The organism is Aeromonas sp. R7-4 (genome assembly GCF_040908055.1).
In the GTDB taxonomy this organism is placed as follows: domain Bacteria; phylum Pseudomonadota; class Gammaproteobacteria; order Enterobacterales; family Aeromonadaceae; genus Aeromonas; species Aeromonas sanarellii.
In genome coordinates, this window is the sequence record NZ_JBFODA010000054.1 from 47,461 (window position 1) to 62,897 (window position 15,437).

Here is a 15,437-nt window from a genome sequence, read left to right on the forward strand (position 1 = left end):
GACTTTATTCCATGTCGAGAATTTGAGCAACGTTAAATAAGGGCCGCCGGTTATTTTTTATATATTGGTGACGATCTCTTTCACCAGGCTCGGCCCCTTATAAATAAAGCCGCTGTAAATCTGGACCAGGGTGGCACCCGCCGCCAGTTTCTCCCGGGCCGCCATGGCGCTGTCGATGCCCCCTACCCCTATGATGGGCAGTGCACCATCGAGGGCCTTGGCCAGCTGACGGATCACTTCGGTGCTCTTATGCTGGAGCGGACGGCCGCTGAGGCCCCCCGCCTCGCCGGCGTGGGGCATGTCGTAAATCATGTCGCGCTCGAGGGTGGTATTGGTGGCGATGACCCCATCGATGCCGTTTTTGATCAGGGAGGCCGCCACCTGGTTAATTTCATCCTGGCTCAAGTCGGGGGCAATTTTAACGGCCAGCGGCACATACTTTTTATATTTTTCCGCCAGCTCCTGTTGGCGCTGTTTCAGTGCGGCCAGCAATTCATCCAATGCATCGCCGTATTGCAATTGACGCAGACCCGGGGTGTTTGGCGAGGAGATATTGACCGCAATATAACCGGCATGGTCATACACCTTGTCCATGCAGATCAGGTAATCGTCCTTGCCCTGCTCGATGGGTGTATCCTTGTTCTTGCCGATATTGATGCCGATGACGCCCTGATATTTGGCTTCCCGTACCCGGGCGACCAGGTGATCGACCCCCTTGTTGTTGAATCCCATCCGGTTGATGATCCCCTCTGCCGGAATAACCCGGAACAGGCGCGGCTTGTCATTGCCGCTCTGGGGTCTGGGGGTCACGGTACCGACTTCAATAAAGCCAAATCCCATGGCCCCAAAGGCATCGATGCACTCGCCATCCTTGTCCAGCCCGGCCGCCAGACCGACCGGATTGGCAAAATTAAGCCCCATGCAGGTGACGGGGCGTTGGGGCAGTGAATGGCGGAAGAAACAATCGAGCGGTGTACCGAGAAGGCGGGGCAAATATTTGATGGAGAGATCGTGGGCCTGTTCCGGATTGAGCTTGAACAGGAAATGCCTGGCGAGGGGGTACAGCATGCTTGCTCCTTAAAAAAAGCCCCGGCGACTGGCCGGGGCTTTGATGATGCCAATAAACGTTATATCGAAGTTCGGCAATTCAACTGGAGCAGGTTCAACTCTCGCAAGGCCACGGAGAACTTGGCGAACTCGTGGGTGCTGGTGGTCTTGAAGTCGGCCAACATGTGGGTCCAACGGGACAAGAGCTGCTCATGCTCCGAAATCCAGTCGGCCAGTATGGTAGCGCATTCCCCCTGCTCTTTGCACCCTTCCAGTACCACGGAAGTGAGGCTGCGCTGCTGCCAGTCCAGATCCTCGCGGAAGGAGGCCCGCGCCATCGCCTGCCAGTGGTTGCCCACCGGCTGATGGTTGATCTGCTCGAGGAACCAGTGCAGATCCAGCTTGGCACCGAGACGGTAGTAGACGTTGGCGGCGCGCAGGATGTCGGTCTTGTGCTCCGCAGCGATCTGCGCCAGATCCAGGCAGGAGAAGAGACTGCTCATGTGCGCCACCTGACGGGCGATGGCCTCCGGCACCTGCTTGGCCATCAGGGCGGCGACCGCCTGTCTGTGCTCGGCCACTTCGCTCTCGTCCATCACCTCGTAGAGGTGCTCCCCCAGGGTCTCGAAGGCCGGACGGAAGAAGGCGATGTTTTCGCCGATGCTCCAGCTGCGGTTGCGGGCACGCAGGAACCAGCGGGTGGCCCGGCGCACGATGCGACGGCTGTAGAACATCAGCTCGAGCTGGGTGTTGGCGTCCACCAGGTTGTCGCAGGCTTCGATGTCGCGCCACAGGGTACCGAGGCCAAACACCTCCCGGGCCATGGCGAAGCAGCAGGCCACTTCCGCCACCGAGGCGCCGGTCTCGTCCTTCATCCGGCTGGCGAAGTTGAGCCCCATGTCGTTGACCAGCATGTTGGCAACGCGAGTGGCAATGATCTCGCCCCGCAGCGGGTGCTGGGCAAGCTGGGCCCCGAACTGCTGCTGCAGCTGGGCCGGGAAGCTGGTGACCAGCATGTTGGCGAGGAAGGGCTCCTCGGTCACTTCCGGGCAGTTGAGCTGCTCTTTCAGTACCATCTTGCCGTAGGCCACCAGCACGGCGAGCTCGGGACGGGTCAGCCCCTGCCCCGCCGCCATCCGCTCGGAGAGCTCCTCGTCGGAGGGCAGGAACTCCAGGGCACGGTCCAGCTTGCCTTCGCGCTCCAGCCCCTGGATGAAGCGCTGCTGCTCCTTGAGTTGCTCGGCGCCGCGGAAGGCGGTGACCGAGATGGACTGGGACTGGCGGTAGGCGTTGGTGATGACCACCTGCGCCACCGCATCCGTCATCTCGTAGAGCATCTGGTTGCGCTGCTTGAGGGTCAGATCGCCGGCTGCCACCAGCTGGTTGAGCAGGATCTTGATGTTCACCTCGTTGTCGGAGCAGTCCACCCCGCCCACGTTGTCGGTGAAGTCGGTGTTGATGCGACCGCCCTGGCTGGCGTACTCCACCCGGCCCAGCTGGGTGAAGCCGAGGTTGCCCCCCTCGCCCACGATGCGGGCACGCAGATCGCGGCCGTTGACCCGCAGCACGTCGTTGCTGCGATCCCCGACGTCGGCGTCGCTCTCGCGAGCGCTCTTCACATAGGTGCCGATGCCGCCGTTCCACAGCAGGTCCACGTTGAGGCAGAGCAGGGCCTTGATCAACTCGTTCGGCGCCATGCTGGCCTTGTCGGTGCCGAGCAGGGTCTGCATCTCGGGGCTCAGCTTGATGGACTTGGCGGAACGCAGGAAGATGCCGCCCCCTTGCGATATCAGCTCACGGTTGTAGTCATCCCAGCTCGAGCCCGGCAGTTCGAACAGGCGCTGGCGCTCGACGAAGCTTCTGGCCGCATCCGGGGTCGGGTCGACGAAGATGTGCATGTGGTTGAAGGCGCCCACCAGCCGGGTGTGCTCGGAGAGCAGCATGCCGTTGCCGAACACGTCCCCCGCCATGTCGCCGATGCCGACGCAGGTGAAGTCCGTGGTCTGGCAGTTGACGCCGATCTCGCGGAAGTGACGCTTGACCGACTCCCAGGCACCGCGGGCGGTGATGCCCATCTTCTTGTGGTCGTAGCCGACCGAGCCGCCGGAGGCGAATGCATCGCCGAGCCAGTGGCCGTATTCCAGGCTGATTTCGTTGGCGATGTCGGAGAAGGTGGCGGTACCCTTGTCGGCGGCCACCACCAGGTAGTAGTCATCCTCGTCGTGGCGAACCACGGATTTCGGCGGGATCACCTCACCCTTGATGATGTTGTCGGTGACGTCCAGCAGGCCGCGGATGAACAGGCGGTAGCAGGCCTTGCCCTCCTCCTGGATGACGGCACGGGGTGCGCCCGCCGGCATCTGCTTGCAGTAGAAGCCGCCCTTGGCGCCCACCGGCACGATGACGGTGTTCTTCACCTGCTGCGCCTTCACCAGACCCAGCACCTCGGTACGGAAGTCCTCCTTGCGATCGGACCAGCGCAGGCCGCCACGGGCCACCTTGCCCCAGCGCAGGTGCACCCCTTCCACCCGCGGGGAGTAGACGAAGATCTCGAACTTCGGCAGCGGCAGCGGCATGTCGGTGATGCTGGAAGGCGCCAGCTTGAAGGAGATGTAGGGCTTGATCTTGCCCTCCTTGTCCAGCTGGTAGTAGTTGGTGCGCAGGGTGGCGTCGATCATCTCCACATAACGGCGGATGATGCGATCGTCGTCCAGGTTCGCCACCTGATCGAGCTTGGCGGCGAGCTGCTCGTGCAGCTTGGCCTGTACCTTGGCGTCTTGCTTGCCGGCAGGGTCCAGGCGCTGCTCGAACAGGGTGAACAGCAGCTCGGCGATATCCGGATAACGGGTCAGGGTCTCCTCGATGTAGGACTGGCTGAAGGAGACACCGGTCTGGCGCATGTATTTGGCATAGGCACGCAGCACCGAGACCTGGCGGCCGCTGAGACCGGCCCCCAGCACCAGACGGTTGAAGCCGTCATCTTCCAGTTGCTTGTTCCAGATGGCGGCGAAGGCCTGCTGGAAGCGCTGCTGACTCTGCTCCAGATCGAACGGTTGATCGCCGCGCAGCAGCATGGAGAAGTCCAGGATCCAGAACACCTCGCCGGTGGGGGTGCGCACCTGGTACGGCGTCTCGCCGATGACGCGCAGCCCCATGTTTTCCAGCATGGGCAGGACGTCGGAGAGGTGGATGGGTTCGGCGCGGTGGAACAGCTTGAGGCGTACCCGGCGATCGTTCTCCTCCTCCTGGGCGCGATAGAACAGCATGCCCAGCGGCTCGGCCTCGCTCAGGCCGTCGAGGGCCATGATGTCGGCGACGGCGGAGCCCGGCAGCACGTCTTCCTTGTAGGCGCGAGGGAAGGCGGTGCTGAAGCGACGGCGCAGCTCGTTGCCACGGGCCTCGCCATAGTGGGAGAGCAGCACGGAGTCCAGGCGGTCATCCCAGCTGCGGGCGGCTTCGATCAGGTTGTTCTGTACTTCGTTCACATCCACATCCACGTTGTTGTTGTTGACCCGCACTATGTAGTGGGTCCGTGCCAGCACGCCCTCGGTGAAGTAGACGTTGAACTCCACCTCCTCGCTGCTGCCGAAATATTTCTGCAGTATCTGCTGGGTCTTGATGCGCAGCGCCGTGTTGTAGCGCTCCTTGGTGACGTAGACCATGCAGGAGAAGAAACGGCCGTAGACATCCCGGCGCACGAACAGGCGCAGCATGTCGCGCTCCTGCATCTCCAGCACCCCGAGACCGGTGGCCAGCAGCTCCTCTTCCCGGGCCTGGATCAGCTCGTCGCGCGGGTAGGTTTCCAGCACGTTCAGCAGCGCCTTGTAGGCGTGGGAGCCCGTTTCAAAGCCGGAGGCGGCCATGATGCGCTCGAGGCGGTGACTGATGAGGGGGATCTGGGTGGCACTGGTGTTGTAGATGGAGGAGGCATACAGACCGATGAAGCGATCCTCCCCCACCACCTTGCCGTGCTCATCGAAACGCTTGATGCCGATGTAGTCCACGTAGGCCGGACGGTGCACCCTGGACTTGCTGTTGGACTTGGTGAGGATCAGCAAGGAGGAGCTCAGGGCCGCGTGGCGGGCGCTGGCCGGCATGATGCCCAGGCGCTGCCCCTCGTCCTTGATGGAGTTCTTCATCAGGCCCAGGCTGGACTCGGGCCGGGGCAGGATCTCGTGATCCCCCTCCACCGCCTTGACGTCGTAACGACGATATCCCATCAGGGTGAAGTTGTGGGCGGCGACCCATTTGAGGAAGGCGACGCAGGAGTCCACCTCGGCCTGGCTGACCGGGTGCTTGCGCTTGGGCAGCTCCTCGATGATCTCGTTCAGGCGCGCCAGCATGGGCTGCCAGTCCCCCACCGCCAGGGCCACTTCCCGTGCCACCGAGTTGAGCTCGGCGGTCAGGGCCTCCATCTCCTCCTCCTCGGTCAGGTGATCGATCTCGATGAGGAAGGCGGTCTCCACCGAGGTCTGGGACGCCGTGTTGCCCAGATCCAGGATGGCGCCAATCTTGCCCCCCTCGCTGCGGATCAGGTGCAGCGGCTGGTGCAGCATCATGTGCGCCGTGATGCCGCGACGCTTGAGGGCCATGCGGATGGAGTCAACCAGGAAGGGGGAATCCTGCAGGATGATCTCGACGATGGTATGGGGAGACTGCCATCCGTGGCGAGTCAGCTCGGGGTTGTAGACCCGGATGTAGGGATCGGTGCCGGTGCGCAGGTTGAGCGCATTCCACAGGCTGAGGGCGGCGCCATAGAGATCGCTGTCATTGCGATCGTGCAGATCGGTGCTCGCCATGTTGCCGTAGAACTTGGCGACGAAGCATTCGACCAGGGAAGCGCTGTTTTTGGGCAATTTCTGATGGACCAGGCTGAGAACGTTTTCGAGCAGAACTGAGGTAGGGGCGTCTTTCAATGCCATTGCTAGTTTCCTTATCGGACGACATCACAGACACGGCGACATCCACCCAGGATGCCCACCGGTACAGAGTTGCAGCGAAGTGTAATGGCTTGGATCGAGGAAGGCGAGCAAAGGTGATAACGAGATGTTAAAAACAAGGGACAGATCACGGCTTAGGTTGTGATAAATTTTGCCAAGTTGGCAAATTTTAGAAAATCACACTGGATGCTGAGGAATTTACCGGATAGATAGTGACTTAAAGCAGATATTTACCCGGAATAATGTTCAACTTTTGTTAATTTATGCGTTCCAGAGAAATGAAGCGATGATCGTCCTGGGTTTTCAGCCGAAAGTAGCCGTATACACCGCAGTCCGACACGAAGCCGCGCAGCTTCTCCAACCCCAGCTCCAGGGTCAGCCCCTGCTCGGTGCGCACCACCAGCCGCCTGACGTGCCCCTGGTACATCAGCATGATCTCGTCGCGCCCGAGGGCCAGCCGAAAGGTGTATTGCCGCATGTTCCCTCCTCCCGGGAATAGTCATGAAAAACGGGCAGGAGAGCCTGGCTCCCCTGCCCGCTGCCGATGGGCTTACTGTGCCAGCGCCTTGCTCACCTTCTCGAACAGATCCCGCGCCAGCCCGTCCAGCCTGGCCAGACGGGTCAGCTCGGTGCGAATGAGCGCCTTGCGACCCTCGTCGAGCCGCTTGAACTGGATGAGCGGGGTGATCAGACGGGACGCCACCTGGGGGTTCACCTCGTTGAGCTCGCTCAAGAGGTCGGTCAGGAAGCGGTAACCGCTGCCGTCCACGGCGTGGAACTGTACCTGGTTCGTGGCGAAACTGCCGATGAGCGCCCGCAGCCGGTTCGGGTTGCGGATGCTGAAGGTGGGGTGCGCCATCGCCTGCTTCACGTCGCCGAGCACATCGGCGGCGGGCTTGCTGCCCACCAGACGCAGCCAGTTGTCCAGCACCAGGCCGTCGTGGGCCCACTTGCCCTCGAAGTCGGCCATCAGTGCGGCGCGACACGGCAGCAGATGAGCGTTGGCCACCTGCAAGGCCGCCAGGGTGTCGGTCATATTGTCGGCCCCCTGGTACTGCTCCCGCACCAGGGCATCGGCCTGCTCTGGAGCCAGGGCCGCCAGATAGCCGAGCACCACGGCCTTGAGGGCACGCTTGGCGGTGTCGGCATGGGTCACCCGATAGCCCGTCAGGCGCTGCCCCTCATAGGTGCTGGCCAGCCGGGCACCGAAGGCCTCGGCCAGTTGGTCATGGATGGCATTGCGCACCCGATGGATGGCGTCGATGTCCGCCACCTCGAACAGCTCGGCCAGGGTCGCCTCCCCCGGCAGCGCCAGGATCTCCGCCTTGAGGGCCGGGTCCAGCGCGGCGTCGTCGAAGATGGCGACGAAGGCACCGAGCAGCGCCCCGGAGAGTTGCACCTCCTGCCCCTGCTGCACCCGGGCCACCCCGGCGATCACCGCCTTGTTGACCAGCATCTGGGCCGCGTCCCAGCGGGCAAACTCGTTGCGGGCATGGCGCATCAGGAAGGCGAGCGCCTCGTCACTGTAGTCATAGTGCAGCTTGACCGGGGCGGAGAAGTCCCGCAGCAGAGAGGGCACCGGCCTGACCGGCACCCGATCGAATTCGAAAGTCTGCTGTGCTTCCAGCACGTTCAGCACCTGGCCGATGGCCTTGCCCTGATACTGCAGCGGGATCACGGTCCCCTGCTCGTCGTACAGCTCAATATCGAGGGGAATGTGCAGCGGCAGCTTTTGCGGCTGATCCTGGGTCGGCGGGGTGTGCTGACGCACATGGAGGCGGTAGACGCCGCTGGCGGCATCGTACTCGTCGGTCACGGTCAGCTCAGGGGTGCCGGACTGGCTGTACCAGCGGCGGAAGCGGCCGAGATCCACCCCGGAGGCGTCTTCCATCGCCTGCACGAAGTCGTCACAGGTGGCGGCCGAGCCATCGTGGCGCTCGAAATAGAGCTTCATCCCTGCCTGGAAGGCGGCCTCGCCCAGCAGGGTGTGCATCATGCGGATCACTTCCGAGCCCTTCTCGTAGACGGTCAGGGTGTAGAAGTTGTTCATCTCGATCACCACATCCGGGCGGATGGGGTGCGCCATGGGGCCCGCGTCTTCGGCAAACTGCGGGCCGCGCACGGTGCGCACGTTGTTGATGCGGTTGACGCCGCGCGAACCCAGATCGGAGGAGAACTCCTGATCCCGGAACACCGTCAGCCCCTCTTTCAGGCTGAGCTGGAACCAGTCGCGACAGGTGACACGGTTGCCGGTCCAGTTGTGGAAGTATTCGTGGGCGATGACCCGCTCGATGCCGTGGTAGTCGGCGTCGGTGGCGGTGGCCGGGTTGGCCAGCACGAACTTGGAGTTGAAGATGTTGAGCCCCTTGTTCTCCATGGCGCCCATGTTGAAGAAGTCCACCGCCACGATCATGTAGATGTCGAGGTCATACTCGAGGCCGAAGCGCTGCTCGTCCCAGCGCATGGACTTGATGAGGCTCTCCATGGCGAAACCGGCGCGGTCCAGGTTGCCCTTGTCCACGAAGATCTCGAGAGCAACCTTGCGACCACTCCGGGTGACGTATTGGTTGCGCTCCACGTCGAAGTCACCGGCAACCAGGGCAAACAGGTAGCTGGGCTTGGGGAAGGGATCCTGCCACTGCACGAAGTGGCGGCCACCCTCCAGATCGCCGCTCGCCACCTTGTTGCCGTTGGAGAGAAGATAGGGGTACTTGGCCTTGTCGGCGCTGATGCGGGTGCTGTAACGGGCCAGGATGTCCGGCCTGTCCATGTAATAGGTGATGCGACGAAAGCCCTCCGCCTCGCACTGGGTGCAGTAGGCGTCGCCGGACTTGTAGAGCCCCTCCAGCGCCGTGTTGGCGGCGGGATCGATGTCGGTGACCAAGGTCAGCACGCACTCGGCCGGCAGGTTGAACAGGGTCAGGCTGCGCTCTCCCTGCTCGTATTGCTGATAGGGCACGCCGTCCACGCTAACGCTGACGAGGGTGAGTCCCTCGCCGTCCAGCACCAGGGGCTCGTTGTGATCGCCGCTGCGACGCAGTCGGGAGATGGCGGTGACCCGGGTCAGGGGCTCCTGCAACTGGAAATCGAGATCGATGCTGTCGCACCAGTAGAGGGGCGCCCGGTAGTCCTGGCGGTATTTGGCCGTCATGGCCTGGGAGTGATCGGTCATTATTGTGTGCTTCCACGCTTTGTTATCGACGTGTCAGAGGCTGTCACAACGGATCGGCAGGGTCAAATAGTTTGCATTCAGGCAAAAGAAAGGGCGACCAACGTCGCCCTTGTAGACTGCGGATACCGCTGCCGAGGATCAGCCCTGTTTGCTGAGGGTCGCCAGATCCGCGGTGATGTTCGCCGCTTCGACCTGATACTCGTCGGGCGCCTCGAAGTCGGTGGGCAGCTCATCCAGGCTCTTCACCGCCGGCTTGCCAAGACGGGCCAGTCGCTCGTTGGCTCGCACCAGCGCCTTCTCGTCCTGCGTGGCCTGCTCGTCCAGCCGCACGGCTTCATTCAGGGAGACCGACTTCTTGTCCTTGTCCACCTGATACTCCTTGATGTCCTGCAGCACGTAGGCGAACTCGGGATCCTTGGCGATCCGCGCCTCGTGGGCCGTTTTCAACCTGGGCAGCAGGCGGGAGAAGTCACCCAACCGCTCGTAGCTGGCCGAGGCGATCTTGTCCCAGGGCAGGGCGTTGAACTCGCGGCTCTCCCCCGTCTCGTCCGGTGCCACCGCCGTGGGGAAGGCGATGTCCGGTGCCACCCCCTTGTTCTGGGTACTGCCGCCGTCGATGCGGTAGAACTTGGCGATGGTGTACTGCACGTGACCGAGCGGCTGCTCGTAGAAGTCGTAGACCTTGGCCAGGCTGCGATGCTGCTGCACAGTGCCCTTGCCGAACGAGTTCTCGCCGAGGATCAGGGCGCGGCCGTAGTCCTGCATGGCGGCGGCGAAGATCTCGGAGGCCGAGGCGCTGTAGCGGTCGATCATCACCGACATGGGGCCGCCGTAATAGACGTTGCCGTCGTCGTCGCCGTTGACGGTGATGCGACCCATGTGATCACGGATCTGTACCACGGGACCGCTCGTGAAGAAGAGACCGCTCAGGGCCGAGGCTTCCGTCAGGGCACCGCCGCCATTGCCGCGCAGATCCACGATGAGACCGTCGATCTTCTGCTTGTTGAGGCTGGAGAGCTCCTTGATCACGTCGTCGTGCAGGTTGACGTAGAAGCTCGGGATCTCGAGCACCCCTATCTTCTTGCCTTCGGCGGTGATCACCTTAGACTTGGCGGCCCTGTCTTCCAGGCGCACCTTGTCGCGGGTCAGCTCCACCAGCTCGGTCTTGGCACTGGCGCCCTTGCCGCGCTGGATCTCCAGCTTCACCTTGCTGCCTTTCGGGCCCTTGATGAGCTCGACCACGTCGTCCAGACGCCAGCCGATCACATCGACGATCTTGCCGTCGTCCTGTCCCACGCCGGTGATCTTGTCATCGGGCTTCAGGTGGTTGGACTTGGCCGCCGGGCCGCCGGGCACCAGGGAGCGGATGACGGTAAAGTCATCTTCCGCCTGCAGCACGGCCCCGATCCCTTCCAGCGAGAGGTTCATCTCGGTGTTGAAGCGATCGGCGCTGCGCGGCGACAGGTAGCTGGTATGCGGCTCGATGGCACGGGCGAAGGAGTTCATGAAGAGCTGGAACACGTCCTCGCTCTCGGTCTGGGACATCCGCTTGATGGCGTTGTTGTAACGCTTGCCAAGCAGCTCCTTGATCTCGGGCCACTCCTTGCCGCTGAGCTTGAGGCTCAGGGCATCGAACTTGACCCGCTGGCGCCACAGCTCGTCGAGCTCGGCTTCATCCTTGGGCCAGGGAGCCCCTTCCCGATCGAAGACGTAGTCGTCCTGCTGGGTAAAATCGAAGGGAGTGTCGAGCAGTTTGAGGGCGTATTCGAACCGCTCGTAACGCCGCTGCTGACTCAGGTTGAACATCTCGTAGGCCGGCGCCAGCCGCCCTCTCTCGAGGTCGGTGTCAAAGCCGGTACGGTACTTTTCAAAACGGCTGATGTCAGAGGCCAGAAACAGGTTGCGGCTGTAGTCCAGATTCTCCAGGTACTTGTCGAAGACCACGGAGGAAAAGGCATCGTCCAGCTTGAACTGTTTGTAGTGGGAGCGGGTAAACAGATTGGCAATTCGCTTGCTGGCCGTAGCATGTTGGCTCTCCTGAGCCAACACAGGCAAATCACTTTCCTTGAGCACCGGCTCGATGGCCTGTGCGAGCCCGGCAAGCGCCAGGCTACAGGCAACGAGGGAAAAACGAATCACGCCATGCTTCAACATTCGTCTCCTTAGAGAACCAGATGCTCGAACTTGACCCGCAACATCATGCCGGTCTGCAATTGAACCTGTACGTCATCCTTGGTCACTTCCTTGATGGTGGCAGGCACGGGAGACTTGCCGAGCACGACGCGCACACCCTGTTCCACTTTCAGGGTCGCGGCATCCACCTTGACCAGAGGGGCTTCGTCGGCAACGGGAGCCGCCTTGGGCGCCACTTTCGGCTTGCCGGATTTGGCAGCGGCCTCAGCCTTGCGCGGAGCGGGACGACGAGGCTGCTTGGGCTTGTCTTCCTTCTCTTTGGTGTTGGTGCGGCGGCTGGCAAAGACACGCTCCTTGCTCTCCTTGAGGGCCTGCTTGGCGTGTTCGATGTGCTCTTCGGTCAGCAGTTCACCCGGGTTGCCGTCCAGATCGACACGGGCCTGGCCAGCCTTGAGGCCATGCAGGTAACGCCAGCTGGAGGTGTATTGACGCAGAGCAGAGCGCAGCATGGTCTTGGAGACTCTCTCGTCGTCGGCAAGACGCGCAGCCAGATCCTGGAAGATGCCAATCTTGAGCGGCTTGGCCTCTCCTTCGGCGATGAAGCAGGCCGGGAATTTCTCGACCAGGTAGGCGACGATCTCTTTACTGTTCTTCAGCTTTTCAGTGTTTTCCATGTATAACCTTGGCTTTCATATAGACGCACGGGGCAGCCCCGAACACAACAAAGGCCCCATTATAGAGAGCTTGGGACCTTTTGCGAACCATCTAGCAATGACTTAGAGCATGCTTTCCAAAATTTGCACCGTTTCTTCGAGGCCGATGCGGTCCTGCTCGTCGAAACGGTTAAAGATTGGGCTATCGATATCCAGCACCCCGATGATCTCGCCTGCGCGGCGAAGGGGGATCACGATCTCCGAGTTGCTGGCACCGTCACAGGCGATGTGACCCGCAAACTGGTGCACGTCGTCCACCAGTTGGGTCCTGCCCTCGGCGACCGCGGTGCCACAGACGCCACGCCCGACCGGAATGCGCACGCAGGCGGGCTTGCCCTGGAAGGGCCCCAGCACCAGGGTATCCCCCTGCAGCAGGTAGAAGCCGACCCAGTTGATGTCGGTCAGCTCCTGGTTGAGCAGGGCGGAGAGGTTCGCCAGGGTGGCGATCAGATCGGGCTCCCCCTCCAGCAATGCCTGGGCCTGCTGGTTGAGGGTGCGATAAAATGCTTGTTTTTCAGTCATGATTAAATGAGCTTCACTCCTTGATAGTGAATGCAAGGTACCGTCCTGCCTGAAAAATTCAAATCAATTTTCACTTCTCCTCCCTCCCGGGGCACCTGAGGTTCTCTCCGGTCAGCGGGCGACGGAGAGCGCCAGCTGCTGGCGCTGGCCATTGCTCCACTCGATATTGAGCAACCAGTCCATGGTCTCCGTGGTGCAGCTCCCCACCTGGGTCGTTCCCTGCCAGCCCCCGTTGCCGGCCTCAAATTGCACCGGGATCCGTCCCATGAACATCTCCTTTCCCTCCAGCCAGGATGTGACCGGTGTGATGGCCGGATTACCTCCCTGAAGGCGCAAGACAAAGTCATGTTCAGGACGGATCGGCAGGCCGTCGACGCTGACCGTCAGGGGGGCATCGCCGACAAGCAGGGGGCAGGGGCTGTGGGACAGATCACAAATCTGATCATTTGTTTCCTCCGATTTCGCGCTTTGGGGGCCCGAAAACCAGGTCCGATAAGCCATCAGGGAGAGCAAAATGGCCAGCACCAAGGTCAAGTGCCCGATTTTGCGTGAAGTGAGTCTCTCTTTCATGAAAAAACAGCCCTGTAAGGTACTTTGAAAATGCGATTTTCGTGATCTGGCGCAAGGTAAAAACTGGCGGACACCAGACCCGCTGGAGCCAAATATATCACTGTTTGTACTGTTATTTTACTGGTCACTTCAGTATCATTCCCAATGAATTTTCATTTAACCACCTTTTGCTTTTCCTTTTATTAACAGATGTTAACGAGAGGATTTTGCAAAACAGGGGTGAAAATGGCCCAGCACACCGGGCACGACAAACAACAGCATCGGAAGCGGAATACAACGATGAGCCATACAACAAACCACCCTGAGTACAACTACACCGTTGTGCGCCAGTTCACCGTCATGACGATCGTCTGGGGAATTGTCGGTATGTCGGTGGGTGTACTGATTGCAGCCCAGTTGATCTGGCCTGCCCTCAACTTCGATACCCCCTGGCTGACCTACAGTCGCCTGCGTCCCCTGCACACCAACGCGGTCATCTTCGCGTTTGGCGTGAGCGCGCTGATGGCCACCTCCTTCTACGTGGTGCAGCGCACCTGCCAGACCCGACTGTTCGGTGGCCCGCTCGCCTCCTTCGTATTCTGGGGCTGGCAGGCGATTATCCTCTCGGCCGCCATCTCCCTCCCGCTCGGGTACACCACCTCCAAGGAGTACGCCGAACTGGAGTGGCCTATCGACATCGCCATCGCCGTGGTCTGGGTCAGCTACGCCATCGTCTTCTTTGGCACACTGGCCAAGCGCACCACCTCCCACATCTATGTGGCGAACTGGTTCTTCGGTGCCTTCATCATCACGGTGGCCGTGCTGCACATCGTCAACAACATGGAAGTGCCGCTGTCCGGCATGAAGTCCTACTCCATGTACTCCGGCGCCATGGATGCCATGGTGCAGTGGTGGTATGGCCACAACGCGGTGGGCTTCCTGCTGACCGCAGGCTTCCTTGGGATGATGTACTACTTCGTGCCCAAGCAGGCGGGCCGCCCTGTCTACTCCTACCGCCTCTCCATCGTGCACTTCTGGGCGCTGATCTCCCTCTATATCTGGGCCGGTCCGCACCACCTGCACTACACCGCCCTGCCCGACTGGGCCCAGTCGCTGGGCATGGTGATGTCCCTCATCCTGTTCGTCCCCTCCTGGGGCGGCATGATCAACGGCATCATGACCCTGTCGGGTGCCTGGCACAAGCTGCGCTATGACCCCATACTGCGCTTCCTGATCGTGTCCCTGTCCTTCTACGGCATGTCCACCTTCGAAGGCCCCATGATGGCGATCAAGACGGTCAACGCCCTCTCCCACTACACCGACTGGACAATCGGTCACGTTCACTCCGGTGCCCTGGGCTGGGTTGCCATGGTGTCCATCGGCGCCGTGTACCACCTGATCCCGAACCTGTTCGGCCAGGGCCGCATGTACAGCATCAAGCTCATCAACGTCCACTTCTGGCTGGCGACCGTGGGCACAGTGCTCTACATCGTCGCCATGTGGATTTCCGGGGTGATGCAGGGTCTGATGTGGCGTGCGGTCAACGACGACGGCACCCTGACTTACAGCTTCGTGGAGGCGTTGCAGGCCTCTTATCCCTTCTACTTCGTGCGCTTCCTGGGTGGCTGCTTCTTCGTCACCGGCATGCTGCTGATGGCCTACAACGCCTATCGCACCGTCACTGCGCCCAAGGGTTCCCTGGAACCCGTCGCACAGCCAGCCTGATTTGAAGGGGTCTTACGCATGAGCAACAACAACCGTCACGAAATTTTTGAAAAGAGCGTTCCCATGCTGGTGGTCGGCATCATCTTTGCCATCAGCCTGGGGGGCCTGGTCGAGATCACCCCGCTGTTCTTCCAGAAGCAGACCACTGAGCCGGTGGAGGGCCTCAAGCCCTACACCGCCCTGCAGATGGAAGGGCGCGACATCTTCATCCGCGAAGGGTGCAACGTCTGCCACAGCCAGATGATCCGCCCGTTCCGCGCCGAAACCGAGCGCTACGGCCACTACTCGGTCGCCGGCGAGAGCGTGTGGGAGCACCCCTTCCTGTGGGGCTCCAAGCGTACCGGTCCGGATCTGGCCCGGGTCGGCGGCCGCTACTCCGATGACTGGCACCGTGCCCACCTCATCAACCCGCGCGACGTGGTGCCCGAGTCCAACATGCCTGCCTTCCCCTGGCTCGAGACCAACGTGCTGAGCGGCGAGCTGACCGGCAAGAAGCTGGCCCTGTTCCGGGATCACTTCGGCGTGCCCTACACGGATGCCGATATCCAGGGCGCGGGCGACGCGGTCAAGGGCAAGACGGAGCTGGATGCCCTGGTGGCCTATCTGCAATCACTGGGTCATGCCCTGAAATAAGGA

The 15,437-nt window shown here is 61.5% G+C and carries 10 protein-coding genes; 2 read left to right on the plus strand and 8 right to left on the minus strand.

What is annotated here, in order from left to right:
• Positions 1-57 precede the first annotated feature (57 nt).
• From pyrD to AB5Y72_RS14390, 8 genes are all read right to left on the minus strand, one after another.
• Positions 58-1,068: a quinone-dependent dihydroorotate dehydrogenase gene (gene pyrD, locus AB5Y72_RS14355; protein WP_042076248.1), complete on the minus strand. Its 1,011-nt coding sequence runs from the start codon at positions 1,066-1,068 to the stop codon at positions 58-60.
• 59 nt (positions 1,069-1,127) lie between these two features.
• Positions 1,128-5,969 carry an NAD-glutamate dehydrogenase gene (locus tag AB5Y72_RS14360; RefSeq protein WP_368199100.1) on the minus strand — a complete coding sequence of 1,614 codons (4,842 nt, stop codon included), beginning with the start codon at positions 5,967-5,969 and terminating at the stop codon, positions 1,128-1,130.
• Positions 5,970-6,243: 274 nt separating this feature from the next.
• Positions 6,244-6,465, minus strand: a complete 222-nt coding sequence (locus tag AB5Y72_RS14365; RefSeq protein WP_325782680.1) for a DUF2835 family protein — start codon at positions 6,463-6,465, stop codon at positions 6,244-6,246.
• Positions 6,466-6,537: 72 nt separating this feature from the next.
• Positions 6,538-9,159: an aminopeptidase N gene (gene pepN, locus AB5Y72_RS14370; protein ID WP_368199101.1), complete on the minus strand. Its 2,622-nt coding sequence runs from the start codon at positions 9,157-9,159 to the stop codon at positions 6,538-6,540.
• A gap of 138 nt (positions 9,160-9,297) precedes the next feature.
• Positions 9,298-11,313, minus strand: a complete 2,016-nt coding sequence (gene prc / locus AB5Y72_RS14375; RefSeq protein ID WP_042076241.1) for a carboxy terminal-processing peptidase — start codon at positions 11,311-11,313, stop codon at positions 9,298-9,300.
• An 8-nt stretch (positions 11,314-11,321) separates the two neighbouring features.
• Positions 11,322-11,966: an RNA chaperone ProQ gene (gene proQ / locus AB5Y72_RS14380; protein WP_042076240.1), complete on the minus strand. Its 645-nt coding sequence runs from the start codon at positions 11,964-11,966 to the stop codon at positions 11,322-11,324.
• Positions 11,967-12,068: 102 nt separating this feature from the next.
• The gene (locus AB5Y72_RS14385) at positions 12,069-12,527 is read right to left on the minus strand and encodes a GAF domain-containing protein (RefSeq protein WP_368199102.1); all 459 of its coding nucleotides are present in this window, start codon (positions 12,525-12,527) and stop codon (positions 12,069-12,071) included.
• A 111-nt stretch (positions 12,528-12,638) separates the two neighbouring features.
• Positions 12,639-13,097: a hypothetical protein gene (locus AB5Y72_RS14390; protein WP_368199103.1), complete on the minus strand. Its 459-nt coding sequence runs from the start codon at positions 13,095-13,097 to the stop codon at positions 12,639-12,641.
• 279 nt (positions 13,098-13,376) lie between these two features.
• Between AB5Y72_RS14390 and ccoN the strand changes: the two genes are divergently transcribed.
• Both ccoN and ccoO read left to right on the plus strand, forming a co-directional pair.
• Positions 13,377-14,801: a cytochrome-c oxidase, cbb3-type subunit I gene (gene ccoN / locus AB5Y72_RS14395; protein WP_042076236.1), complete on the plus strand. Its 1,425-nt coding sequence runs from the start codon at positions 13,377-13,379 to the stop codon at positions 14,799-14,801.
• 18 nt (positions 14,802-14,819) lie between these two features.
• Positions 14,820-15,434 (plus strand): cytochrome-c oxidase, cbb3-type subunit II, encoded by a 615-nt coding sequence (ccoO, locus tag AB5Y72_RS14400; RefSeq protein ID WP_042076233.1) that lies wholly within the window; start codon positions 14,820-14,822, stop codon positions 15,432-15,434.
• Positions 15,435-15,437: the final 3 nt, after the last annotated feature.